22 protein-coding genes are annotated in these 24,626 nt (G+C 75.1%); 10 read left to right on the top strand and 12 right to left on the bottom strand.

Annotated features, from left to right (window positions below; all coding sequences use genetic code 11):
• Positions 1–241 precede the first annotated feature (241 nt).
• Positions 242–922 carry a DUF2637 domain-containing protein gene (locus SGLAU_RS17620; protein WP_244315228.1) on the top strand — a complete coding sequence of 227 codons (681 nt, stop codon included), beginning with the start codon at positions 242–244 and terminating at the stop codon, positions 920–922.
• 35 nt (positions 923–957) lie between these two features.
• Here the strand turns inward: SGLAU_RS17620 and SGLAU_RS17615 are convergent, their stop codons facing one another.
• Positions 958–1,986, bottom strand: a complete 1,029-nt coding sequence (locus tag SGLAU_RS17615) for a helix-turn-helix domain-containing protein (RefSeq protein ID WP_052413803.1) — start codon at positions 1,984–1,986, stop codon at positions 958–960.
• 197 nt (positions 1,987–2,183) lie between these two features.
• Between SGLAU_RS17615 and SGLAU_RS17610 the strand changes: the two genes are divergently transcribed.
• Positions 2,184–3,500, top strand: coding sequence for an APC family permease (locus SGLAU_RS17610; protein ID WP_052413802.1), 1,317 nt, complete (start codon positions 2,184–2,186; stop codon positions 3,498–3,500).
• A gap of 137 nt (positions 3,501–3,637) precedes the next feature.
• Here the strand turns inward: SGLAU_RS17610 and SGLAU_RS17605 are convergent, their stop codons facing one another.
• Positions 3,638–4,138, bottom strand: coding sequence for a DUF4396 domain-containing protein (locus tag SGLAU_RS17605; protein ID WP_043502645.1), 501 nt, complete (start codon positions 4,136–4,138; stop codon positions 3,638–3,640).
• A 334-nt stretch (positions 4,139–4,472) separates the two neighbouring features.
• Between SGLAU_RS17605 and SGLAU_RS17600 the strand changes: the two genes are divergently transcribed.
• Positions 4,473–6,074: a carbohydrate-binding protein gene (locus tag SGLAU_RS17600; protein ID WP_043502643.1), complete on the top strand. Its 1,602-nt coding sequence runs from the start codon at positions 4,473–4,475 to the stop codon at positions 6,072–6,074.
• 264 nt (positions 6,075–6,338) lie between these two features.
• On the opposite strand, the gene SGLAU_RS17595 is transcribed toward SGLAU_RS17600, so the two are convergent.
• The 3 genes from SGLAU_RS17595 to SGLAU_RS35260 all read right to left on the bottom strand — a co-directional run bounded on the left by SGLAU_RS17595 (position 6,339) and on the right by SGLAU_RS35260 (position 8,894).
• Positions 6,339–6,701: a DUF952 domain-containing protein gene (locus tag SGLAU_RS17595; protein WP_043502641.1), complete on the bottom strand. Its 363-nt coding sequence runs from the start codon at positions 6,699–6,701 to the stop codon at positions 6,339–6,341.
• Between the two features lie 130 nt (positions 6,702–6,831).
• Complete coding sequence (locus tag SGLAU_RS17590; RefSeq protein ID WP_043502640.1) at positions 6,832–8,526, bottom strand: lysyl oxidase family protein; 1,695 nt, start codon at positions 8,524–8,526, stop codon at positions 6,832–6,834.
• A gap of 197 nt (positions 8,527–8,723) precedes the next feature.
• Positions 8,724–8,894, bottom strand: a complete 171-nt coding sequence (locus SGLAU_RS35260) for a hypothetical protein (RefSeq protein ID WP_159072786.1) — start codon at positions 8,892–8,894, stop codon at positions 8,724–8,726.
• A 330-nt stretch (positions 8,895–9,224) separates the two neighbouring features.
• Between SGLAU_RS35260 and SGLAU_RS17585 the strand changes: the two genes are divergently transcribed.
• The gene (locus tag SGLAU_RS17585) at positions 9,225–11,165 is read left to right on the top strand and encodes a YncE family protein (RefSeq protein WP_043502639.1); all 1,941 of its coding nucleotides are present in this window, start codon (positions 9,225–9,227) and stop codon (positions 11,163–11,165) included.
• Between the two features lie 46 nt (positions 11,166–11,211).
• Here the strand turns inward: SGLAU_RS17585 and SGLAU_RS17580 are convergent, their stop codons facing one another.
• Positions 11,212–11,676: a hypothetical protein gene (locus SGLAU_RS17580; protein ID WP_043502636.1), complete on the bottom strand. Its 465-nt coding sequence runs from the start codon at positions 11,674–11,676 to the stop codon at positions 11,212–11,214.
• 163 nt (positions 11,677–11,839) lie between these two features.
• Between SGLAU_RS17580 and SGLAU_RS17575 the strand changes: the two genes are divergently transcribed.
• Positions 11,840–12,322, top strand: a complete 483-nt coding sequence (locus SGLAU_RS17575) for a hypothetical protein (RefSeq protein ID WP_043502632.1) — start codon at positions 11,840–11,842, stop codon at positions 12,320–12,322.
• 38 nt (positions 12,323–12,360) lie between these two features.
• On the opposite strand, the gene SGLAU_RS17570 is transcribed toward SGLAU_RS17575, so the two are convergent.
• Positions 12,361–14,007 (bottom strand): glycoside hydrolase family 13 protein, encoded by a 1,647-nt coding sequence (locus tag SGLAU_RS17570; RefSeq protein ID WP_043502629.1) that lies wholly within the window; start codon positions 14,005–14,007, stop codon positions 12,361–12,363.
• A 271-nt stretch (positions 14,008–14,278) separates the two neighbouring features.
• Between SGLAU_RS17570 and SGLAU_RS17565 the strand changes: the two genes are divergently transcribed.
• Complete coding sequence (locus tag SGLAU_RS17565) at positions 14,279–15,187, top strand: LAETG motif-containing sortase-dependent surface protein (RefSeq protein WP_043502627.1); 909 nt, start codon at positions 14,279–14,281, stop codon at positions 15,185–15,187.
• A 60-nt stretch (positions 15,188–15,247) separates the two neighbouring features.
• Here the strand turns inward: SGLAU_RS17565 and SGLAU_RS17560 are convergent, their stop codons facing one another.
• Positions 15,248–16,213, bottom strand: coding sequence for a nucleoside hydrolase (locus SGLAU_RS17560; RefSeq protein ID WP_043502624.1), 966 nt, complete (start codon positions 16,211–16,213; stop codon positions 15,248–15,250).
• Positions 16,214–16,603: 390 nt separating this feature from the next.
• On the opposite strand from SGLAU_RS17560, the gene SGLAU_RS17555 reads away from it, so the two are divergent.
• On the top strand, positions 16,604–17,404 hold the full coding sequence (locus SGLAU_RS17555) for a hypothetical protein (protein ID WP_052413801.1): 801 nt from the start codon (positions 16,604–16,606) through the stop codon (positions 17,402–17,404).
• A 36-nt stretch (positions 17,405–17,440) separates the two neighbouring features.
• Here SGLAU_RS17555 and SGLAU_RS17550 read toward each other — a convergent pair whose 3' ends face one another.
• Positions 17,441–18,166, bottom strand: coding sequence for a GAF and ANTAR domain-containing protein (locus tag SGLAU_RS17550; protein ID WP_043506729.1), 726 nt, complete (start codon positions 18,164–18,166; stop codon positions 17,441–17,443).
• Positions 18,167–18,380: 214 nt separating this feature from the next.
• Entirely contained in the window at positions 18,381–18,554 is a 174-nt protein-coding gene (locus SGLAU_RS35670) for a hypothetical protein (RefSeq protein ID WP_167551854.1), read from the bottom strand.
• 144 nt (positions 18,555–18,698) lie between these two features.
• Here SGLAU_RS35670 and SGLAU_RS17545 point away from each other — a divergent pair, with 144 nt between their 5' ends.
• Positions 18,699–20,042 carry a helix-turn-helix domain-containing protein gene (locus SGLAU_RS17545; protein ID WP_043502622.1) on the top strand — a complete coding sequence of 448 codons (1,344 nt, stop codon included), beginning with the start codon at positions 18,699–18,701 and terminating at the stop codon, positions 20,040–20,042.
• 56 nt (positions 20,043–20,098) lie between these two features.
• On the opposite strand, the gene SGLAU_RS17540 is transcribed toward SGLAU_RS17545, so the two are convergent.
• A complete protein-coding gene (locus SGLAU_RS17540; protein ID WP_043502620.1) occupies positions 20,099–21,181 on the bottom strand; it encodes a hypothetical protein in 1,083 nt (360 codons plus the stop codon).
• Between the two features lie 86 nt (positions 21,182–21,267).
• Complete coding sequence (locus SGLAU_RS17535) at positions 21,268–22,491, bottom strand: PP2C family protein-serine/threonine phosphatase (RefSeq protein WP_244315227.1); 1,224 nt, start codon at positions 22,489–22,491, stop codon at positions 21,268–21,270.
• Between the two features lie 143 nt (positions 22,492–22,634).
• Between SGLAU_RS17535 and SGLAU_RS17530 the strand changes: the two genes are divergently transcribed.
• Together SGLAU_RS17530 and SGLAU_RS17525 are read left to right on the top strand one after the other, a co-directional pair.
• A complete protein-coding gene (locus tag SGLAU_RS17530; RefSeq protein WP_063838878.1) occupies positions 22,635–23,237 on the top strand; it encodes a hypothetical protein in 603 nt (200 codons plus the stop codon).
• Positions 23,238–23,689: 452 nt separating this feature from the next.
• A complete protein-coding gene (locus SGLAU_RS17525) occupies positions 23,690–24,619 on the top strand; it encodes a hypothetical protein (protein WP_208868920.1) in 930 nt (309 codons plus the stop codon).
• Positions 24,620–24,626: the final 7 nt, after the last annotated feature.

Here is a 24,626-nt window from a genome sequence, read left to right as displayed (position 1 = left end):
AGTCCGGCGACGTTAGGGGGGATATGAACAATGCACCGGCAACCAGGGAAGGACGCTGTCGCCTCCTCGTGCAGCGCCCGGTCGTGACCGCGAGTGATTTTCCGGCCAGGGCGCAGGCCACGGAGCCACTTCTGCGGGAATTCGTTGATCTGCTGAGCACGCTGGAAGCCGATCTGGCCCAGCGGTGGATCACGTCCGAGAGCCGATGATCTTTCCGGGATCGGAGCAGTCAGGCCGCGTCATGTACGACCAAGGAAATCTGTCGCAACCCCTGGTGCCGCCGGATGCCGCCTGGGACCCGGCCGAGGAACTGGCCTGGATGCTCCAGGAGGCCATGGAGGAGGAGCACCCGCACCTTCCTCCGCCCCGCGACGAGGACTCGTTCCACGCGCCGGCCGACGGCACGACGATGGCCGGTTTCCCGGAGGTCACCACCGGGCTGCCGCCGCTCAAGCGTGCCCCCGGCGGCCACCGCCGCATCCCCGAGCGCGCGCGCCCCGGCGCGCTGCAGACCACGAGCTGTCTCGTCGCGGCACTGGCGGCGGCCATCGCCTCCGCGGTGAGCTTCTTCAGCGGCCTGGTCGCCTCCGGCCCGCTGCAGGTGGTGGCCGCGACCCGGGTGCCGAGCGACATCGTCCCGTGGTGGCCCCTGCTGCTGTACGGCCCCTGGCTGGTCGCGTCGCTCTCCGTGCTGCGGGCCGCGCTCCATCAGCGGCGCGCCCTGCACTCCTGGTGCACCGTCCTGCTGTTCTCGTCGGTGACGATCCTCCTGTGCGTCCTCCAGGCCCCCCGGACCTTGCTCGACATCACCACCGCCGCCCTTCCCGGGCTCGCCTCCCTCGCCTGCTTCCAGCAGGCCGTCCGGCAGATCACCCTGACGCGGGCGCCCCGCAAGTCCGTGCCCCGGCACCGCACGCGGTGAACTCCCCCGGCTGAGAGGGCCGTTCGGCGGGCGGCTCATCCGGCGGTCCGAGCCGGTGCGAGGGGCGACCGCTGCGCGGCGCCGCCCCGGAACACCTGCCGGTACGACTGCGGCGAGACCGTGGTGAGCCGGGCGAAGTGGTGGCGGAGGTTGGCCGCCGTACCGAAGCCGGTGCGGCGGGCCACGGACTCCACGGGGTCGTCGGTGGTCTCCAGCAGTTCCTGCGCCAGGCGGACCCGCTCCTGGAGGATCCACTGCAGCGGGGTGGTGCCGAGGGCCTCGCGGAAGCGGCGGGCGAAGGTGCGTTCGCCGAGGTGGGCCCGGCGGGCCAGCACGGCCACGGTCAGCGGCTCGTGCAGGCGCTCCCTGGCCCAGTCCAGGACCGGGGCCAGACCGGTGTCGCGGCGGTCGCGGGGCGCGCGGACGAGGGGCTTGGCGTACTGGCTCTGGCCGCCCTCGCGGTGCGGGGGCACCACCATCCGGCGGGCCACCTCGTTGGCGACCGCCGAGCCGCGGTCGTGGCGCACCAGATGGAGGCACAGGTCGATCACGGCGCCCGTGCCGGCCGAGGTGAAGACGCTGCCGTCCTGGACGTAGAGGGCGGTCGGCTCGTAGGTGACGTCCGGGAAGCGGTGGGCGAAGTCGGCGGCGCTCATCCAGTGGGTGGTCGCGCGGCGTCCGGCCAGCAGGCCCGCGGCGGCCAGGACGTACGCGCCGCTGCACAGGGAGACGATCCGGCGCCCTCGCGCGTGGGCGGTGCGCAGCGCGTCCAGCAGCGGTTCCGGCGGATCGGTCTGCACCCGCCGCTCGACCGCGGCGACCACCACCGTGTCCGCCTCCACCAGGTCGTCCAGGCCGTACGGGGTGTGCAGGGTGAACCCGGCGGTGGTGCGCAGGACGCCCGGCTCGGCGGCACACAGGCGCAAGTCGTACCAGGGGTCGCTGATGTCGCTGCGGTCGAGGCCGAACACCTCGCAGGGCACGGCGAGTTCGAAGGTGGGGGCGTTGTCGGTGACCGCCACCGCCACGACGTGCCGGTCCGGCCGCGCGGTGGGCGCCGTCACGGCGGTCGCCCCGGCGGTCGTCGTTCCGGCGGTCGTCGCCCCGGCGGTCGTCGTTCCGTCGGTCGTCGTTCCGTCGGTCGTCGTTCCGTCGGTCGTCGTCACAGTGGCCTCCTGACGGTCGTCCTGACGGGAATTTAGCGCAGTGGGTCGTTTCTGCCACTGGCCGGTGGGGCGCCCCGGCCGCGAGGCTCGACGGCATGTCTGACGAGAACACCGCCGGGGGGCGGCTCACCGCCGCCCACGGCACCGCCCTGTACGTCGGCGCCGTGCTCGGCACCGGTGTCATCGCCCTGCCCGCGCTCGCCGCCGAGGTCGCCGGACCGGCCTCGCTGCTGGCCTGGCTCGGGCTCGCCGTGCTGTCCGCACCGCTCGCGGCGGCCTTCGCCGCGCTCGGCGCGCGCCACCCCGACGCCGGCGGCGTGTCGACGTACGCCCGGCTGGCGTTCGGCGAGCGGGCCGCCGCCGTGGCCGGCTGGTGCTTCTACTTCGCCATCCCGCCGGGCGCGGTGGCCGCCGCGCTGTTCGGCGCCTCGTACGTCTCGTCCGCCCTGGGCGGCGGCACGGCCACCACCACGGTCACCGCCGCCGGGCTCATGCTCACCGTCACGCTGGTCAACTCGGTGGGACTGCGGATGACGGGACGCGCCCAGTTCCTGCTGTTCCTGCTGCTGCTCGCGCTGCTGACCACCGCGGTCCTGCTCTCCCTGCCGCACGCCCGAGCGGAGCACCTGCGGCCGTTCGCCCCGCACGGCTGGACGGCGGTCGGCCCGGCGGCGGCGCTGCTCGTGTTCAGCTTCGCCGGGTGGGAGGCGGTCACCCACCTCGCGGGCGAGTTCCGCAGGCCCGCGCGGGACCTGGCGCGGGCCACCGGCGCGGCCGTCGTGATCGTCGGCGTCCTCTACCTCGCGGTCGCCTTCGCGGTCGTGGCCGTACTCGGCCCCGCCGCGGCCGGCTCCGACGCCCCCCTCGGCGACCTGATGGCCCTCGGTCTGGGCGGCGGCGCCCGCCCGCTCGCGGCCCTCGCCGCCGTCCTGCTCACCCTCGGCACCATGAACGCCTACTACGCCGGCGCCGCCAAGCTCGGCGCCGCCCTCGGCCGCGACGGCGTCCTGCCCGCCTGGTTCGCCCAGGGCAGCACCGCCGGCGAGACACCGCGCCGCAGCCTGTTCTTCGTCTCCGCCCTCGCCGGCCTGGCCCTGCTCACCGTGACCGCGACGGGCACCGGCGCGGTGCCCGCCGTGATGCTGTCCTCCGGCTCCTTCGTCGTCGTCTACGCGATCGGCGTGGCCGCCGCGATACGCCTCCTCCCCCGCCGCAGCGCGGGCCGCGCATCGGCCTGGGCGGCCCTGGCCGCGGTCCTGCTCCTGCTGGCCCTGTCGGGCCCCTACCTGCTGTGGCCGGCGGTGGTGAGCTGCGGGGCACTGCTGTCCGTGCGGCGCGGTCGTGCCCGCCGGGCCGGCCGGCCCTCCCCGCGGGAGGCGTCGGACGCGGAGAACCCGACCCTGACCGTCTGATCCCCACGCCGGACCCGCCCCAGGCGCACGGCGCTTCGGGCTTCGCCGTGCCGAGGGAACGCCCGGCCGGCCGGCCGGGCACGCCGCGGCCCCCGTTGCGCCGCTCGGAGCGGGCCGGGGGCCGGGGGCGGGGCGGGTCAGTGGTAGGCGTGGACCACCGCGTGGCCCTTGCCGCGGCCGATCATCCACTTGTTGACCGGGGTGGTGAGCAGGAAGGCGACGGCGAAGCCGCCGAGGAGGGCGTACCAGAAGAGGGCCTCGGTGAGGTGGGCGTCCATCGCTCCGGGCGTGAGGGCGATGATCGTGTTGTCGACCAGCTCCATCACCGCGATCGAGACGGTGTCGGCGGCGAGGGCCACCTTCACGGCGCTCTTGAGGTCGAGTCCGGCCCGCCGGACGGCGAACAGGGTGAACGAGTAGCCGAAGAGGAAGGCCAGGCCGATCGCGAGGGCCATGGTCTGGGCGTTGCCCCACCTCAGCCAGGTGCCGATGACCATGCCGAGGATCTCGCCGATGGCGCAGCCGGTGAGGCAGTGCAGGGTCGCCTTGGCGGCCATGCTCCAGGACGCCGGGCCGTGGCCGTGCTGGTGGTGGCCCGCGTGGTGCTGGTGCTCGTGGTGGTGAGCGGCGTGATCCATGACGTTCTCCCCATGTCCCGTCCGGCGGGGCGTGCGTCCCGCTCCGCCCCGACGAGTGACAATCTATACCCCCTAGGGGTATCCGTCCAGCCCCGTCCGACGGGTGGCGCCCGGCCGCCGACCGCCCACGCTCGACAGGGGTGGGCATTCATGTACATGAATCAGAATCACAAGGAGACGTATTGACGCGTCCATAGCAAGCCCTTACCGTCCCGAGGAACAGCCGAATCACGGCCCACGGCGGCACCCGCACGCGCGCCCTGTTCACGCTCTGGAACGTCCCCGCTCGACATCCCCCGCCGCAGGTCGCCGACAACCACCTGGAGACGAACCGATGCACCAGAGACGAGCCCCGAGGCCGGTCCTCCCCGTCATCGCGTCCGCGGGCCTGCTGGCCGGCACCCTCGTCGCGCTGTCCGGCACCACGGCCCAGGCCGCCACCGCCCGCTACGAGGCGGAGACCTCCCCCGCGGTCTGCACCGGCGCCATCGAGTCCGAGTGGTCCGGCTACTCCGGCTCCGGCTTCTGCAACGCCACCAACGCCACCGGCGCGTACGTCCAGTTCACGGCGTCCGCCCCGGCCGCCGGCACCGCCACCCTGCGGATCCGCTTCGCCAACGGGACGACGACCGCCCGCCCCGCCACCCTCACCGTGAACGGCACCGCCGCCGGATCACCGTCCTTCGAGGGCACCGGCGCCTGGAGCACCTGGTCGACGAAGACCCTCACGGTGTCCCTGGCGGCGGGGAGCAACACCATCCGCCTCACCCCGACCACCTCGGGCGGCCTGCCGAACATCGACTACCTCGAGGTCGAGACGGCCGGCGACACCACCCCGCCCCCGACCACGGGCAGCGTCCTCTACGTCGCCCCGAACGGCACGGACGGCGCGGCCGGCACGCAGACCTCGCCCACCACCCTCACCTCGGCGATCAGCCGGATCACCCCCGGCGGCACGATCTACGTGCGCGGCGGCACGTACTCCTACGCGCAGACCGTCACGATCCCGCCGACGAACAACGGCACGGCGAGCGCCCGCACCAGGCTGACGGCGTACCCCGGCGAGCGGCCGGTGCTCGACTTCTCGGCGCAGCCGGAGGACCCGGCCAACCGCGGACTCGCGCTGAACGGCTCCTACTGGCACGTCCACGGCCTCACCGTCCAGCGGGCGGGCGACAACGGCATCTTCATCGGCGGCAGCAACAACGTCGTGGAGCGCACGGTCACCCGCTACAACCGCGACACCGGCCTCCAGCTCTCCCGCATGGCCTCGACGACCCCCGCCTCGCAGTGGCCGTCGAACAACCTCATCCTCAGCGCGGAGTCCCACGACAACGCCGACTCCGACGGCGAGGACGCCGACGGCTTCGCCGCCAAGCTGACCTCCGGCCCCGGCAACGTCTTCCGGTACGCCGTCGCCCACAACAACATCGACGACGGCTGGGACCTGTACACCAAGTCCGACACCGGGCCCATCGGCGCGGTCACCATCGAGGACTCGCTCGCCTACGAGAACGGCACCCTCAGCGACGGCTCCCAGGCCGGCGCCGGCGACCGCAACGGCTACAAGCTCGGCGGCGAGGACATCCCCGTCAACCACGTCGTCCGCCGCAGCATCGCCTACGACAACGGCAAGCACGGGTTCACGTACAACAGCAACCCGGGCTCGATGACCGTCTCGGACAACGTCAGCGTCGACAACGCCCAGCGCAACTTCAACTTCGACGCCGGCACCTCGGTGTTCCGCGGCAACACGTCCTGCCGCAGCGGCAGCGGCACCAACGACCGGATCATCGGCAACGCCGACTCCACCAACCAGTTCTGGTCCGGCACCAACGGCTCCCGCTGCGCCTCCTACTCCGGCGCCCTGAACTGGTCCTACGCCTCCGACGGCCGCCTCGTGGTGACCTTCGGCGGCAACCGGGTCACCCCCTGACCGGCACCCCGCGCACGAAGCGCCCGGCCGGGTCCGTCCCGGCCGGGCGCTTCGGCTCCCCGTCCGGTCATGCGTGCGGTGCCGCTGTGCGAGGCAGGTGGGAGTGCGGACACGGGAGGGTCTCCTCGGGTGGGGACGGGATGCGGTTGCTGACCCAAGGAATCCTGCGACGCCCCGACCACCCGCGGACGAAGGCACTTCGAAGTCACCGAGTGACCGCGGCGGCACCGAGGCGGCGCCGGGCCGAGCGGAGGGCGCGGGACGTCAGCCGGCGTCCCGCAGACCCGTGGCCCGGCCCCGTGCGTCCCACACGACCTCGCGGACCCGGACCACCGCCGCCCGGTCGAGCGGGCCGTACACGTGCGGGAACCGGGTGCCCGCGGGGACGCCCGGCGGCGGGACGGGCGCGGCCTCCTCCCACACGCAGGGCGCGGTGAGCCGGGTCTCGTCGAGGTCGAGGACCAGCAGCGGACGGGGCGCGGCGCGGTAGAACGCGTCGGCGACGGCCAGGGTGACCCGGTCGTCGGGGGAGCAGTGGACGAAGCCGTCCTCGGCGAGGGAGCCGGGGGCGTACGGGCCCGCGGGGGCGGCGGCCCAGTCCGCGGCGGGTACGACGTGGTGGATCATCCACCGTTTATATCCCGGGCCGCGGGCCCCGTGACCGGGCCCGGACACCATGCCGGCGCCGGCCGTGAGACGGGACGGGGCCGCGCGCCGGGACGGGGCCGCTCCCCGCCGTGGGGAGCGGCCCGGTCGCCTACTTGGCGTCGATCAGCTCGTGCGGCGGGACGGTCACCGTGCGGGCGCCCGGCGTGCCGCCGAGGACGACCTTGCGGAGCGCGACGTTGTTGTTCAGGTTGGTCTCCTTCAGCCGCTTCTCCGGGTTGGCGATGACCTGGATGAAGTACGTGCCGTTCGGCAGGTCCGTGATGTCGAAGGACTGGCCGGGCCGGTACTGGGTGTAGGTGTCGCCGGAGCCGACGTCCAGCACCTCACGCACGGAGATCGAGTTCTGCTGGCCGCAGGCGGTCGACAGGTCCGTGTTGTACGGGTGCCAGTTGGCGTTCTTCACCGTGTAGTCGATCGCGTCGGTGTTGGCGAGGCAGAACGCCTCCTTGCCGCTGCGCACCTCCTTGGTCTGGTCCGCGCTCAGCAGCCGGTAGCTGGCGAAGTCGGTGAAGTGCCAGTGCTCGTGGCCGATGCGCGGGTCCCACTCCATGGTGCCGGTGGGGGTGTAGCCGACCTGCTTGCCGTTCGCGTCGTAGAAGTACTGGTAGGCGTCCATCAGGTCCTTGCCGGGGCTGCGGAAGCCGTCCACGACGAGCGGTGCGGGGCCCGCGTTCCAGACGTTGGCGCTGAAGGCGAGGTAGTCCTTGCCCGGCACGTCGCCGTCCTCGCCGTCGGTGATGGCGATGTCCCAGGCCGGCAGCGAGCGCAGGTCCGGCTTCGGCACGTCGGCCGGGACGCCCGCGCGTCCGGTGGGCCGCTTGGCGTTCGGCTTCAGCGCCGGGGCGATCCGGGAGCCGTCGGTGTGGCCGGGGCCGTCACCGAGGTGGTGGGCGAGACCGCGGTCCTCCAGGGCGTGGGAGAGGGCGGGCGGGGTGGGGGCGTCGGCGCCGCGCGGGCCGTAGTGGTGGGCCGCGCCCGCGGCACCGTGACCGGCGCCGTGACCGCCCGCGCCGTGGGCGGAGCCGTGGCCCGCGCCGTGGGCGGACCTGCCGGCCGCCGCGCCGCCGCCGTCCCCGACCTCCCGCACGGTCACCTTGATGGTGGGCTGGTCGTCCGGGATGGCGAACAGGTCGCGGTACTGCTTCGCGACCCGCACCTTCGCCGTGTACTCACCGGCCGGCAGGTCCACCGGCTTGTCGTAGTCGACCGTGCTGGAGTTGGACGCCCAGCCCTTCTCCACGCCCCACACCGAGCCCAGCGTGAACGGGTTGGTGGGGCAGCTCTCCGGGTAGTGCGAGGTGGCCGGGGCGTCCGGGCGGAGCCGGCCGGAGGCGTTGTTCGGGCAGAAGGTGCCCTTGTTCTTCGCGACCTCGGCACCGGTCGCGTCGGTGACGGTCACCTCCAGGAAGCCGGGCAGGCCCGAGAAGTCCTTCACCAGGCCGGCGGGGAGCGTCTTCGTCGTCGTCGTGGTGCCGTTGCGCAGCACCTGCTTGGCGACGACGGGGTCCTTGTACGACTTGCGGGTCACCCGGAACTCCAGGGGCGCGTCGTCGACGGTGACGTACGTGCCCAGGTCCAGGTAGACCCCCGGCTCGCCCTCCCAGCGGTCGAGCGTCACGGACTTCGACGCGGCGATCAGCTTCAGCTTCGGCTTGCCGGCGGTGCCCGCCTTGCCGTCCCCGGCGCCGGGAGCGGCCCCGGCCCCGGCGACGACGACGGTGAGCGCCGCTCCCGCCGCGAGTGCGCCCCGCTTGAGGCGCGTGGTGTTCTTCTGACTGGTCATCGGGTTCCTCGTCTGCGAGTGCCGCGGTCGGCGGCATCGGACCGGACAGCCCACACCGGCCGACTGCGGACGCACCCCACGCGTCCCGGCCGTGTCTGTGAGCACCCTGTGAGAGCGGTGAATCCGGTGCGGGGGTTGCCTGTTGGCGCCGACTTGGCCGGTGATCGCCGCTCACCGGGGAGCCGGGTCGCCGCGCGTCAGGACCGTTCGCCGTCCGCACGCCCCGGCGGCTCGGCGGCGGCGGCCGGGGAGCCCGCGCCGTAGTCCAGCCGCCGGGCCGTCTCCACCAGGGCGTCCAGCGGATCCCGGCGGCGGCGGCGCACCAGGTGACGCGCGCACCGCAGGAGCAGCTCGTACGCCTTCGCCACGGTCCGCCGCCCCTTCCGCGCGGGAGAGTGTCCGCCGGGGCAACGCGTTGCCGTACGCCGGTGGTGCGCCCGCCGGGCCGTATGGCCCGCATCGGATGAGTCGGGGTCCCCCGAACGGGGTCTTGCGGTCGTGCCGCCGGGATGCCTGCCCCCTGGGGCCCGCCCGTCTCACCGCCCACGGAGCGAAACCCACTCCTCAACTGTCACTGCCATGCCATACGCTGCCCCTGGCAGCCGCGCCCCGCGAAGGCAAGAGGACACGCGGGCGTTGCGCGGCGCTCTCATCTCCCCGGCCCCGCGCCGGGTTTCCTTGTGGGGGTTACAGCACCTGTGCGTACGCGCAGCATCTCGACCGCGACGGCGTTCGCGGTCCTCGTCGGCTCGGCGGCCCTGAGCGTCGCCGTGGCCACACCCGCCTCGGCGGCCGGCGTCAGCGTCGCCGCCCCGGGCGGCATCGTCGCGGACGGTGTCCGTCAGCGGGTCTTCGTCGGTGACAGCGGCCTCGGCCGGATCGTCGCCGCCACCTATTCCGGTTCCGTCACGGACTCGGCGACCGGCCTCGGCGCGGTCGCCGACCTGGCGCTCTCCCAGGACGGCAGCACGCTGTACGCGGCCCTGCCGGACAGCCACGAGATCGTGGCGCTGGACCCGGCGACCCTGGACGTGAAGGCGCGGTACGCCGTGGCCGTCACCGCCGGCCCGAGCCATCTCGCCTTCGCCGGCGGCAAGGTGTGGTTCAGCTACGGCGACCAATGGGACGGCGACATCGGCTCGCTCGACCCGGCCGTGGACCCGGCGGGCGGCACCGACCCGGTGACGCTCGGCCAGTTCCCGGACAAGGTGTGGGGGCAGGTGCTGCTGGACGCCGACCCGTCGGCGCCCGGCCTGCTGGCACTGGGCGAGACCGGCGACTCCACCGGCTCGGTGGCGGTGCTCGACGTCTCCGGCGGCACGGCCCAGCCGGTCGCCTGGCACGACGGCAACTACACCCTGACCAACGGCGTGTACGACGTCGACCTCGTGCCCGGTGCCCCGCAGCTGCTGGTCAACGGCACCGACCGGCTGGCCCACGCGAACGGCACCTTCGGCCGGGCGGGCGCCTACCCGGCGGGCAGCGCGGCCGACCTCTCCGAGACCGGACTGGTCGCCCAGGCCACCGGCAGCAACGTGGCGGTCTACCGGCCGAACGCCACCAAGCCGCTGCGCACCTACCCGGGCGTCGGCACCTGGGGGGCCGCCGACCTGGTCTGGGCGCCGGACTCCTCCCGGCTGTTCGCCCTGGTCCAGACGGCGTCCGGGTACACGGTGAAGGTCCTCACGGACCCCGCCAAGAGCGTCCCCGCCCTCACCGTCAACGCCCCGTCGACCGCGACCCGCGGCAAGCCGCTCCAGGTGACCGGCAGGATCTCGGCGTCCGTGCCGCTGCCCGCCGGCGTCCGGCTGAAGGTCACCCGGGTCGACCTGGACAGCCCGGGCGGCAAGGTGCTGCCCACGGTCACCGTGAAGGCCGACGGCACGTACTCCTTCTCCGACACCCCGCCGGCCGGCGGCACCGTCACCTACAAGGTGGCGTACGCGGGCGACGCCGACCACACGGCCGTGACCGCGTCGGACAAGGTGACCGTCTCGCGCGCCGCGACCACGCTGACGCTGAACAACAACGGCAAGCTGTACGCGTACGACGCGAACGTCACCTTCACCGCGCACCTGGGGAAGACCTACAAGAACCGCACGGTCGAGATCTGGGCGGACCCGTTCGGCGCGGACAAGCCCAGGAAGCTGCTGAAGACGGCCACGGTCAACTCCCTGGGCAACGTCTCCGCGGTCGTCGACATGAAGCGGGACACCACCGTCAGCGCCGTCTTCAAGGGCGACGCCCGGTACCTGCCGAAGACGGTGAAGTCGACCGCCTACGCCAAGGTGCGCGTCTCCACCGCCGTCTCCCGGCACTACCGGACCGGCAAGATCGGCTCGACCACGTACTACTGGTTCCGCAAGAACACCGACCCGCTGCTCACCACGACCATGACGTACTACCCGGGCCGTCAGCAGCGCTTCGACCTCCAGGTCTACTTCGAGGGCCGGTGGTACTCCACCGGTTCGGAGTACTTCGCGCTGGCCATGAACGGCAAGTCCGCCGTCTCCCTGGGCGCACCCGGCGAGGCGGGGATCCGCGCCCGGATGCGGTCCGTCTACGTCAACGGCTCCTCCGGTGACAGCGTGAACTCGACGACGTACGGCTCCTGGAAGTACCTGTACTTCACCAACTAGCCGACGGCCGTCCGCCGGCCGGCCGCACTGCCCGCAGTGCGGCCGGTCAGGCCCGGGACGACGCCCTGGGGTGGTGCGTGGCCAGGGCCCAGATGACGAAGAAGTCGATGGCGATCATGATCATCGACCAGAGCGGCGCGTACGGCAGGAACAGGAACTGGGCGATCAGGCTCAGCGAGGCCAGCAGGATGCCGGCCATACGCGCCCAGGCGGCGCCCTGGAGGACGCCCGCGCCGGTCGCCGCCGCCACCAGGCCGAGGATCACCAGGATCCAGCCCCAGCCGGTGAGGCTCACCTCGTACACGTAGTCGCCGAGCCGGGCGTAGACGTCGTCCTCGGCGATCGCGGCGATGCCCTGGAGGACCGCCAGGAGACCGTTGACGAGCATCAGGACGCCCGCGAAGACGGTGCCTCCCGACGCCCAGTCCCCCGCCGGCCCGCGTGCGGAGCCGGTGCCCTGGTGGGAGGGGTCCCACACCGGCGGCCCGGGCGTGTGCGGCTGCTGGGTCATGGCCGTACCTCTGTCTCCGTCGGGGGCGGGTGGTGTGCCGTGTCTCGACCATCCGCCCGCCCCGCCGCCCCGACCAGGCGGGCTGCTCCGTCCGGGTGACCCGGCATGCGCGCCGGTCCGGCCGGGCCTTCACTGGAAGGAGACCCGCACCCTGGGAGGCAGCATGCCCGGTCACCGCAGGACCTGGTCCACGCTCGCGGCACCGGCGGCGGCCGCGCTCCTCGTCCTCACCGGCTGCACCGGCGAGGACAACCCCGCCGACCGGGTCGGCGACGCGGCCTCGGCGGTCGAGTCCGCCGCGTCCCGCGCCGGGGACGCCGTGGCATCGGCGACCGCGGAGGCGGACCGGCGGTTCGCCGACATCACCGGTGGCCTCGATGTGAAGGGCGACGTGCGGCTCGGCGCCCCCGCCACCGGCACCGGCGACCGGACCACGGTCGCGGTCACCGTCCGCAACACCGCCGGCTCGGCCAAGTCCTTCACCGTCCAGGTCGACTTCACCGACGCGAAGGGCACCTTCCAGGACACCACCGTCCTCACGGTCGACGGCGTCCCCGCCGGCGAGGAGCGCTCCGCGACCGCCCGCAGCAACCGCACCCTCGGCGACGACGTGCGCGCCGAGGTGGCCCGCGCCGTGCGCTACTGAGCCGGCCCGGTCCGGGCCCCGCCCCGGGCCGGCCCGGGTCAGCCGAGCCAGACGGTGGTGTCCGGGGGAAGCACCCCGCGCTCCGGGAGGGGCGTGCTGGCGAGGAGGGGTTCCCCGGCGGGCAGCGGCACGGGCGCGCCGGACAGGTTGGCCACACAGCGCCAGCCGTCCGTGCGGGAGAACGCCAGGACGCCCGGCGGGGTGTCCTCCAGCCAGGTCAGCTCCTCGCCGTCCAGCAGCTTGCGCCGCAGCTTCAGGGCGCTGCGGTACAGCTCCAGCGTGGAGCCCTCCACCCCGTCCTGCGCCTGGACGGCACAGCGCGCGAAGGACTCCGGCTGCGGCAGCCAGGCGCCGCCCGCGCCGAAGCCGTACGACGGCCCCGTGGTGGTCCACGGCAGCGGCACCCGGCAGCCGTCGCGGCCCTTGCGGACGTGCCCGGTCTGCTCCCAGATCGGGTCCTGGAGGACGGCGGTGGGCAGGTCGGCGACCTCCGGCAGGCCGAGCTCCTCGCCCTGGTAGAGGTACGACGACCCGGGAAGCGCCAGCATCAGCAGGGTCGCGGCGCGGGCCCGGCGCAGCCCGGCGTCCCGGTCGACGGCCGGGGCGTGGCCGCCGGAGAGCAGCCAGGCGTCGACGTCGGTGCCGGGCGGCAGCATCAGCCGGGAGGCGTGCCGCACCACGTCGTGGTTGGACAGCACCCAGGTGGCGGAGGCGCCCGCGGCGCGGGCGTCGGCGAGCGAGCCGGTGATGACGCGCCGCAGTTCGTCGGCGTCCCAGCGGGTCTTCAGGTACTCGAAGTTGAAGGCCTGGCCGAGTTCGTCCGGGCGGGCGTACAGCACCCGGCGCGGACCCGGCACCCAGGCCTCGGCGACGGCCATGCGGGGCGGGGAGTAGGCGTCGAGGATCTTGCGCCAGTCGCGGTAGATCTCGTGGACCTCGTCGCGGTCGAAGAAGGGGTGGGTGCCGGGCGGGAACTCGGTCAGGTACTCCTCGTCGCTCAGCTCCGGCGAGCCGAGATCGCGCAGCGGCTCGCCGAGGTCCTTCGCGAGGGCGTGCGCGACGTCGACGCGGAAGCCGTCGACGCCCCGGTCGGACCAGAACCTCAGGGTGGTGCGGAAGTCGGCGCGGACCTCCTCGTTCTCCCAGTTGAGGTCGGGCTGCTCGGGGGCGAACAGGTGGAGGTACCACTGGCCGTCGGGGACCCGGTGCCAGGCACTGCCGCCGAACACGGACTGCCAGTCGGTGGGCGGGAGTTCCCCGTGCGGGCCCCGTCCGTCACGGAACACGTACCGGTCGCGGGCGGCCGATCCGGGGCCGGCGCGCAGCGCCTCCTGGAACCACACGTGGCGGTGCGAGGTGTGGTTCGGCACGACGTCGACGATGACCTTCAGGCCCAGCCGGTGGGCCTCGGCGGCCAGCGCGTCGAAGTCGTCGAGCGTGCCGAGCCGCGGGTCGACATCCCGGTAGTCGGCGACGTCGTAGCCGCCGTCGGCGAGTTCGGAGGGGTAGAAGGGGCTCAGCCACAGCGCGTCGACGCCGAGCGCGGCGAGGTGGCCGAGCCGCTGGGTGATGCCCTTGAGGTCACCGAGCCCGTCGCCGTCCGCGTCGACGAAGCTGCGGGGGTAGACCTGGTAGATGACGGCCTGGCGCCACCAGTCGGGGTTCCTGGGGGAGAGGTCGGGCACGCGGCCTCCTTCTCGGCATTGCGGGTGTTGCGGGTGTCAGGAAGATGACTGTCCAGATCGCCCGAAAACCGAACATTCCCTGCACCCGGGGCACCCCGGGGGCACCGCGCCGGAGGAATTGTCAGGGGAATTGACAGCCATCTCGCCGGGCCCGACCATGTGCTCACGCTGCGACGCACGTGACCAGTGCGACCGGCGTTCCTCCCGACCACTTGAGGGGCTGTCACATCCACAGCCTCCCGCACCCGTGCGAACGCAAGATGGGAACCACATGTCCATAGCGAGACGTGTCACCGCGCGACGCCTGCTGGGGACGGGCGCCGCGGCACTCGCCCTGTGCGCCGCCTCCGCATCCGGCGCCTGGGCGACCGGCACGCCCGGCGGCGAAGGCTGGAAGTCCGGCGGCCAGTACCGGCCCGGCACGGGCGCCGGCACGGAGACCGCCACCGACCGCTGCCAGTTCTCCCTCGACGGGACGGACTTCCACGACTCCGTCCAGGTCGACGACCAGAACCTGCGGCCGACCGGTGACGGCAAGGTGCACATCACGGTCCGCGCCGCCGCCGACGCGGCCACCTGCACCGCCTCGCTCGCCTCCTACCTCGCCCACGGGCCGAGCTTCGAGACCTCCGGCGAGCAGGTCTTCGTCGACTTCGACACGGTGACGGTGGAGCAGGGCGCCACCGGCACCCTCGACATCGCGGTCCCCGACGCCGGCTGCTTCGCGCAGGTCGACCTCTACCGGGGCGCGGTCAGATACGACGGCGACCTCGACGCGGACGACGGCTTCGAGCACGGCGAGCTGCCCAAGGGCCCGGACCGCCCGGTCATCAAGGACAAGCTGATCGCGGCCTGGAACGGCGGCACGAAGGACTGCACGCAGTCCCCGGCCCCGTCCACCTCCGCGCCCGCCCCGGCCACCTCGGCCCCGGTCCCGTCGCCGTCCGAGCCGGCCGCCCCGTCCGAGCCGGCGGCCCCGGCCGAGGACACCCCGGGCCAGACCCCGGCGGCCACCGCCCCGGCGGCCCCGGCCGCCACCCCGAACGGCGGCGGCGAGGACCTCGCGCAGACCGGCGCCGACAGCAGCACCGGCCTGATCGCGGGCGGCGCGGCCGCGCTGCTCGCCGTGGGCGCGGGCATCGTCGTGGTGACGCGCAGGAAGCGGACGGCACGTTCCTGACGGCCGCGCCGCACCCCCGGCCGGCGGGACCCCCGGGGGTCCCGCCGGCCCCGGGTGCCCTCAGCCGGCGGTGACCGTCTCCAGGTACAGCTTCACGTAGCGCTCCACGTCCACGTCCAGGGCCACGTCCACCAGGTTTGGGGCGCGGCCCTCGCCGTGGATCTCGGCCTCGCCGGGGCGGGGGCGGCGGTCGACGACGGTCTGGCCGCGGGTCGGGCCGGGGGCGAGGGAGACCTCGACCGGGAGCGGGCGGGTGGTGATGCCCTCCGGGTCGACGACCGCGCACACCGCGCCCGCGTCGCCGACGCCGCCCGACCAGTCCTCGCCGTCCCCGTCGGGGCGGCCCGGGCGGTGGGCGAGCAGCTCGCCCGCGAGCCGGGTGCCGGGCTCCCGGCTCGCCCGCAGCCGCTCGATCTCCGGGCCGGGCACGACGACCCGCTGGAAGACGTCCAGGCCGTACATGGTGAGCGGCACCCCGGCGGTCAGCAGGACGGCCGCCGCCTCCGGATCGTGCCAGACGTTGAACTCGGCGACCGGTGTGGCGTTCCCGCAGGCCACCGCGCCGCCCATGAACACGATCCGCTCGATGTTGCGGGTGACCTCCGGGTGCGTGCGCAGCAGGAGGGCGATGTTGGTGAGGGGCGCGGTGGGGACCAGGGTCACCGGGCGGGGGGAGGCGAGGATCTCGCCGCGCAGCAGGGTGACCGCGTCCACGTCGGCGGCGGTCCTGGTGGGGGCGGGCAGCCCGAGGTCGCCCATGCCGTCCTCGCCGTGCACGTGGCGGGCCGAGCGCGGCGGTTCGACGAGGGGCCGTTCGGCGCCCCGCGCGACCGGCACGTTCGGTGCGCCCGCGTGTTCCAGCACCGTCAGGGTGTTGCGGACGACGCCGTCCACGTCGGTGTTCCCGCCGACGCAGGTGACGGCGCGCAGGTCGAGCCCCGGGTGCCGGACGGCGAACAGCAGGGCCAGGGCGTCGTCGACGCCGGTGTCGCAGTCGATGATCACGGGGATGCGCTGACCGGCCACGCGGGGCTCCTTCCGTCGGTGACGACCCTATGCCGCTTCCCCCAGCCCGGCACCGCGTGCGGCGGCCCGCTCCCGCACCCGCCGCAGCAGTTCGAAAGCCCCGGGGCGCTCGCCCCGGGGCGCTCGCCCCGGGGCTTCGGACATCTGCTCAGCAGTCAGCGCGCCGGGACACTCTCCGGCGTCGTCGTGCGGGACACATGGGCGCGCGGCATGACCGTCACGCCGGCGGCGGGCGGACGGGGCGTGCCAGCGGTTTTCCCCGGCGGCGGAGTCGATCACCCGGACGGCCCGGAGCGCTGGTGGCGGGCCGGGGGTGATGGTGCCGTGGACGTACCACCGTGCCCGGCAAGCCCCCCCCGACGCCCCCAAGTCCCCGTGGAGTCCCCTGCGATGGCCCCTACGACGATCCGCCCCCGCCGCACCACCCGCCGCGCCGCTCCCGCCGCCCTCGCCACCGCCGTCCTGCTCGGCGCCGCCGCCTGCTCCGCCATCGAGGTGGACCCGGAACGGCCCACCGCCCCGCCGTCCTCCCCGTCCGCCGCCGGCGTGTCCCGCTCGCCCGCTCCGGCCGCCCCGGCCGCCCTGACCGCCGCCCAGGCGCAGTCCGCCCTGATCACCTGGGCGGACCTGGGCGAGCCCTGGGCGCCGACGCAGGGCGCGGCCCCCTGGCGGGACGCCTTCCTGAAGGTGCGCGTGGCGCGCGGCACGGCGCCGGACTGCCAGCGGCTGCTCGACGCGCTGTACGCCGACGAGCTGCTCGGCGCGCCCGCGCGGGCGGTGGTCGGCCTGGACGACACGTACCACCGGGCGCAGCTGCGCCACCAGATCACCACGCAGCGCCCGGCGGCCGTCGACCGCACGCTGGGCTGGCTGCGGACCCTGCCCGGCAGGTGCGCGACGTTCGCCGCGACCAGCGCCAACGGCACGGCCCAGCGGGTCGAGGTGGCCGGGGCGGAGCTGCCCGAGGAGGGGGACGCCCGGCAGGGGCTGCGGGTCACCTCGACGATCGAGTACCGGGGCGAGCCGGTCTCGCTGACCGTGGACGTAGCGGTCGTCCGCGTCGGCCGGGACGCGTTCACGCTGACCAACGGCGGCCTGGGCGATGTCCGCCCGGAGGTCACGGCCGCGGCGGTGCGGCTGGGCGCGGAACGGCTGGCGGCGGTGCGCAAGCAGGGCCGGGTGCTGGTCTGAGCGGCGCCGGGCCCGGCGGGACCCACGAGACACGCCCTACTCCCCGTCGAACGCCTCCCGCTGGGCGACCACGTCGTGCGCCAGGTCCAGGACCGTACGGCCGTGCGCGAAGGCCCGGGCGCGCAGCCGGGCCAGCGCCTCGTCCGAGCCCACCCGCAGCCGGGCCATGATCATGCCGACCGCCTGGAAGACCTGGTCGTGACCGTGGGCCAGCTCGGTCAGCCAGGTGCCGCCCGGCCGGGTGCCGTCCTCGTCGCCGCACGGCAGGTACACCAGCGCGAGGGTCACCACCTTGGCGACGAGGTGGGCGATGTGCAGCTCACGGGCGGTGAGGGCGCCGGGGGCGTCCCGGTACAGGTCGAGGGTGCCGACGCATCCCGCCCTGTCCCCCAGGGGCAGTGTGAACACGGCCCGGATCCCGGCCGCGGTCGCCTGCTGGGCGAAGACCGGCCAGCGCGCGGCGTCCGCCGCCGCGTCCAGGTCGGCGACGAGCACGGGGCCCCCGGTCCGGGCGGCCTCCAGGCCGGGGCCCTCCCCCAGGCTGGCCTGGATCTCCAGCAGCTCGGCGGCGCGGTCGTCCCCGGCGCCCAGCGGCACCGGCAGGCCCGTGCCGGACAGCGAGATACCGGCGGAGCACACCGGCAGTACCCGCGTCGCGACCTGGCACAGCCGGCGCGGCAGCTCCCCGGGGCCGACGCCGCGCACCGATTCCGCGATCACGTCGGCGGCCCACGCTCCGTCCCGCTCGCTCCCGGGCCGCACGGTCACTCCCTCCTGGACCGGTGGAACCACAGGGGAAGAACGACCGACTACCCGAGGGGGGTCTCCCGAAACGGCCGTTCCACGCCGCGCGGGGGTTGCCGGAGCCGCGCCGGGCTCATGACCGGGCAGGCGTTCCGCCGGCGCCTGCGCGAGATGCGCGCGACCGCCTCACGCCGCCGTCCGGCTCCACGCGTCCGGAGGGCTCGTTGCGGGGCTAGGGAGTGTCGTCCGCCCGTTGCACGCCCGGGTCGCAGGGCGGTTCCGTGGCCTGGGCCGGGCCCGTGTTGGCGGCGGCGACGAGGGCGGTCACGGCGAGGAGGGCGGCGGCGACCGCCCGGGCACAGCGGGTGGCGGGACGGCCGGGGTGGGGAAGGGGGTGTCCGGGCACGGCGACCTCGCAACGGGCAGCGGCGGTGACGGAACAGCGGCAAGTTAAGCGGGTTTAACTTCTGAGGTTAGCCTCTCCAACCTAGGGGTTGCGGAGTTCAACGGGAAGACCGTGTCCGCCAGTTGGCGCTGGCATCATGAGCGCATGGCGAAGCGCGACGACCCGGCGACCATCGGGCTCAGGGTGCAGCGGCTGCGGCGGGAACGCGGTCTCACCCAGCGGCAGCTGGCGGAACCCGTCTACACCCCCGCCTACATCTCCACCCTGGAGTCCGGCCGCGTCCGCCCCTCCGACGACGCCCTGCGCCACCTCGCCGGCCGCCTCGGCGTCGCCTTCGACGAACTGGCCACCGGCCGCCCCGCCCACCTCGCCACCGGCCTGCGGCTCCGCCTCACCGAGGCACAGCGCGTGCTGGCCTCCGGCGCCACCGAGGAGGCCGCCCGCCAGTACGCCGGGCTCCTCACCGAGGCCGAGAGCCACGGCCTGCCCGACGCCGAGTACAGCGCCCTGCTCGGACTCGGCGAGTGCGCCCTCGACAGCGGTGACCTCACCACCGCCCGCGAACGCTTCGAGCGCGCCGAGCGGACCCTCGCCGACGCCCCGCTGCCCGCCCGTGTCCCCGCCCTGCGCGGCCGGGCCGTCGCCCACTATCTCGCCGGGGAGCTGCGCTACGCCGTCTACCTCCTCGAATCCACCCTCGACGAACTGAACCGCGGCGGCCTCCACGACCCCGACGCCCTGCTCCTGCTCTACGCCACCGTGATCGGCCCGTACATGGACATGGGCGCCCACGCGCGCGCCGCCCAGGCCGCCGAGTTCGCCCTCGCGCTCGCCCCGCGGGCCGCCGACCCGGCCCTCGTCGCCCGGATGCACCGCTCGGTCGCCCGGACCCTGCTCGCCGAGGGCCGGGTCGCCGAGGCGGACGCCTCGCTCGCCAAGGCAGCCGAGATGTACCGCCAGCTCCAGATCCGCACCGAACTCGCCAACTGCCACTGGATGCGCGGCTACGTCTACGCCCAGCACGGCGACCTGGAGCGCGCCGAGGCCGAACTGCGCTCCGCGCAGGGCATGCTCTCCGCCCAGCGCGCCGCCCTCTACAGCAGCCAGGTCGCCGTGGAACTCGCCGACGTCCTCCACCGCCGCGGCAGGTCCGACGAGGCCGCCGCCCTCCTGCACGGCGTCCTCGGCGACCTGTCCTCCGAACGCGGCGCCGTGCACGCCGCCGCCGCCCACCGCCTCCTCGGCCGGATCGCCGAGGCCGCCCGCGACACCGAGACCGCCGAGGAGCACTACGTCCGCGCCCTCAGCCTGCTGGAACGCGCGGGCGCCGCCGGTGACCTGGCCGACCTGTGCCGCCTCCTGGGGGACCTGCTGCGCCGCACCGGCCGGGTCGAGGCCGCCCTCGACGCCTACCGCACCGGACTCGGCCACCGCACCGCCCCCGGCACCACCACCCTCGGCCCGGCACCCGCCCGGCCCCCGCTCTGAACGCGCCGGGACCGGCTCCGGGCCGGCCGCGAGGACGAGGCTCCGGCCGGAACCCCTCAGACCTGGGCCTGTGCCTGGGCCTGCTGCAGCTCCAGTCGCCGCAGCCGCCGCCGGACGTGGTCCAGGGCCCCCGCCCGGCGGCCCGGCACCCGCGCGCGCAGTGCGGCCAGGGCGGTGCCCAGTTCGCGGGCGGCGGCCGGTGCGGTGATCTCGCTCCACTGGTGGTGGGCCCGGTCGGCGGCCGCTTCGACGGCGGGCGCGTCGGCGGGTTGTCCGGCGGCCAGCCGGGCCGCGGCGACCGCCAGCCAGGTGCGGCAGCTGCGGGCCGGGTCCCCGGCGAACATGGCCAGGTCGGCGCGGACCTCCGCCCAGTGCAGCGCCTCCTCGGAGCCTGGCCCGTGGTCGCGTACGGCGGCCTGCTCCCACTGGGCGGCGAGGGCGTCGGCGTGGCTGTGGCGGCCCGCCCGGACGGCGGCGGTGATCACCGCGTGCGGGTCGTCCGGTGCCGAGGGGGGTGCCGCCGCGAGGACGAGGTGGCCGGCCGTGTCCTCGGTGCGGGCCAGGGCCAGTTCGTGCAGCCGGCCGAGCGGGGGCCGGTGGCCGCTGCGCAGTATGGTCGCGAGCGCCTTCATGTAGGCGGGCGCGGCGGGGGTGCCGCGCCGGCCCGGCGGGGGCGCGATCCGGCCGTAGACGGCGGTGGCGCGGCCGGTGTCGAGGGGGGCGGTGCGCAGCAGCTCCCAGGTGTCGGCGTCGGCGTGCAGGTCGGCGAAGAGGGTGGTGGTGCCGGGGGCGCGCAGGCGCAGCTCCTCGCGGAACCAGTGCCAGGGGAAGGCCGTGTAGCGGACCGTGGCCGGCGTGGTGCGGGCCAGCGCCAGGTGGGGCAGCCGCTGGCGTCGGTCGAGCTGGAGCTGGCCGGTGACGTACACGGTGAGCGGGCCGGGGGCGGTGGACGCGGCGCGCAGCCGGGTGAGGACGGCCTGGGGTTCCACGGGGTCGGCGAGTTCGACGACGTTCGCGGTGTCGGTGCCGGACAGCACGGCGGGGTCGACGGCCGCGAGCACCGGGAGTACGGCCGCGGCGTCCACCAGCCTGCCCCGGCCCACGGGCGCGGCGGCGAGCATCAGCACGGTTCCGGGCATCGGTCCCCCTGTCGTTTCCGTACGCGCACTGTCGATCACGTACGCAAAGCACCGTAACCGGTGGCCGGGGGCCGCGCGGGCCGCTCTCAAAGCCCGCCGCCGTCGCCGCGCCGCACCGCGAACATCGTCGTGTCGTCCTCCAGGCGGCCCCGGCTGTGGCGCAGCACCCCGTCCCGGACCAGCGCCACCAGCCGGCGGGGCACGGCCGCGGCGGGGTCGGCGGCGAGCGCACGGGTCACCGCCGTGGCCAGCGGGTAGAACGCGCCGGCGCCGTCCCGGGCCTCGGTGACGCCGTCGGTGGTGAGCAGCAGGGTCTCGCCGGCGGCGAGCGGGAAGCGGCGCACGGCGGGCGGGGCGGGCGGGGCGGCACCCGCGGTCATCAGTTCGCCGAGGCCGAGGGGCAGGCCGTCGCCGGGCGGCAGGACGCGCACCCCGCACGGGCCCGCGACGAGCGGCGGTTCATGGCCGAAGCTCACCAGGTCCACCGCGTCGGGGGTGTCCGGCGGGAAGCCGAGCAGCACCGCCGTCGCGAACCGGTCGGTGTCCTGGCCGCCCCGGCCCATGTCGGCGATGTGCTGCCGGTGCCGGCGCACCCGGGTCTCCAGCCGCTCGGCGACCGTCCTGAGCTCCGGCTCGTGGTACCCCGCCTCGCGGAAGGTGCCGAGCAGCGCCGCCGCCATCTCCACCGCGCCCAGGCCCTTGCCCTGCACGTCACCGAGGAGGACCCGGGTGCCGTGCGGGCCGGGCTGGATGTCGTAGAAGTCGCCGCCGACCCGGGCCTCGACGTCGGCGGGCAGGTAGACGGCCGCGTGCTCCAGGCCGCCCCAGCCGGGGGGCAGCGGGCGCAGCACGGTGGCGCGGATGGTGTCGGCGGTGTTCTGCATGCGCAGGACCCGCTCCTGGCCGCGCACCCGCACCACGCAGGCGAGCGTGGCGAGGACGCCGCCCACGGTGACGAGGATGAAGTCGGGCAGCCCGGCCTGGTAGGCGTCCGGCCACAGGCTGTCCACGGCGACGTACGTCACGACGGACAGCACGGCGAACACGGCCGTGCCCCACACCCCGCAGATGGCGGCGGCGATGCCGGGCACCAGCACGATCCAGGAGACGATCCGGAAGTCCGCCCCGGTGTTCACGTCGGCCAGCGCGATCACCGCCAGCAGCACCAGCGGCGGCACCCAGGCGACACTGCGCCCGCGCACCCGCAGCACCTGCTGCCGGTACGGCACCGCCCGGCGCGCGGCCTGCGGGTACCGCTCACGCAGGCGCCGGCCGCCGCCTCGGCCGTCGCGCGCGGTCACGGACTCCATGGGCCCCAGCGAAACACGCGGCCGGGCGTCCCGCATCCGGTCCCGTCCGGACCCGGCGCGAACTGGCGTGCGACCGGCCGACTTGCCGGGGCCGGTGGCCCGGTGTGCCCTGGAAGACGGGGCGAGGAGAGAGGAGATCTCCCATGGCTCATGCGGCACCGGTCCACCGCAGGACCCGCGTCGGCACCCGGGACACCCGCACACCCGACGTCTTCTCGGCGCGCGCCCATCGCGTCGCGAGCTGGGCGTGGCCGGTCACGGCCGGTCTGGTGTACGGCTACTGGGGGGCGGCCATCCGCCGCAACGGCGGGCCCGTCACCGGCTGGAACCTGCTGTTCGGGTTCGTCACGGCGCTGGTGTTCGTCGCGCTGTACCTGGCTCTGCGCGAGCTGGGCCGGCGGTCCCGGCGGGAGCTGCACGCCCTGATGTGGGCGGCGTTCGTGGGCAGCGCGGTCGGCTTCCTGTACGTCCAGGCGCCCAGCGGCACCGTGCTCGGCGCCGTCGGCAGGTCGCTGCCGGTCGCGGCGGGCGTGTTCGTGATGCTCTTCTACCACTACTACACACGGGAGGACGCCGAGGGCCGTGCGCCCGACGACCGCGTCTCCGCCGACCGCCCCCGGGGCGACCGGATGCCCGGCGATCCCGGCTTCGGTGACCGTGTGCTCGGCGAACCCGGTGCCGACGGCCGGGCCACCGGCGGCCGCGCCCTCGACGACGGCGCCACCGGCGGCCGTACGGCCGGCTAGCGCCCGTCGTTCGGATCAGGCCGGCTGTGCGGTGCGGCGCCTTCCGGCCGAGCCGGGCGGGCTCCGGTACGTGCGGCTGCACGGGGCTTCGGCGAGTGACGACCACGCGGCGGCTGTGCGTGCCGGGCCCCCGCGACGCCGGGATGATCCGAACGAAAGGCCCCGGCCGCACGAGGGCGCGCGGGCCGCGGCCGTACGGGCCGGGGCCCGCGCGTCTCCCTCATCCCTCCACTCACCGGACGACGGGCAGCGGTCCCCGGTCGCCCGACGAGGTCCGGAAGCGCCGGCGCGGCGCCGTTCCCCACTCCAGGAAACACCCGTTCGGGTGAACGCTCCACCGGAGCACGGAACCCGCAGCTCCGGGCGGTGGGCGCGAGGCGGGTCCACGGGGGTCCCACCCGTACGGCGGCCCCCGCCTCGCGCCGTACCCGGCCGCGCCGTTGCCTGGAAGCGTGTCCCCCCGCCTGTCCCCCCGTACGCCGCCCCGCGTCCGTGACGGCCTGTCGGCCGCGCTGATCGCGCTGGCCTGCCTGCTGCTGCCGTGCGGCGCGCTGGCGGCCTGGGCGGCGTACGGCCTCACGGACACCGGACGGTACGTGCGCGCCATGGCCCCGCTGGCCGGCGACCCCGCCGTGCGGGACGCCTTCGCGGACACCGTCGGCACGGAGCTGACCGGCCGGCTGGAGCCGCGGCTGCGGAGGGCGGCGGGCCCGTTCGTGCGGGACGCGGCCCGCTCCTTCACCCGTACCGACGCCTTCCGCGCCGGCTGGGACACCGCGAACCGGGTCACCCACACCGCCCTGCTGCACGCCGCGCGGCAGGGCACCGCGGGGCGGCCCGTCACCGTCGACGTCGCCCCCGTCGCCGCCGAGGTCAAACGCCGGCTCGCCGCCGGCAACGTCCCGTTCGCGCACCGCGTCCCGGTGCCGCACACCCGGGTCGCCGTACTGCCCGCCCCGGAGGCGGACCGCCTGCGCAAGGGATACGCCGTGCTCGAAGTGACCGGATTCTGGCTCCCGTCGGCCGCCGTCGCCCTCGCCGCCACCGGCATCGCGGTCGCCGCCTGCCGCCGCCGCGCGGTCACCGCGACCGCGCTGGGCACCGCGCTCGGCGGGGCGCTGCTCGCCCTGGCGATCGCCGTGGGGCGGCACCTGACCCTCAGCGGCCTCCCCGCCGGCCTGCACCGCCCGGCCGCCGCGGCCGTCTACGACGCGCTGACCGCCACCCTGCGCACCACGTCCTGGCTGCTGCTGGCGCTCGGTCTCACCGCGGCCGTCGCCACCTGGCTGACCGGCCGTCACGGCCGCGGCGCGCGCCCCGGCCCCGCCCGCGCGCCGGCCGGTCCCGGCGGAGCGCCGGAGGCGACCGGGACCCGGGCCTAACGGAGGG

Source organism: Streptomyces glaucescens, assembly GCF_000761215.1.
Classification (GTDB): domain Bacteria; phylum Actinomycetota; class Actinomycetes; order Streptomycetales; family Streptomycetaceae; genus Streptomyces; species Streptomyces glaucescens_B.
Note: the sequence above shows the minus strand (reverse complement) of the source record. Positions and strands in the feature narration are given on the sequence as shown.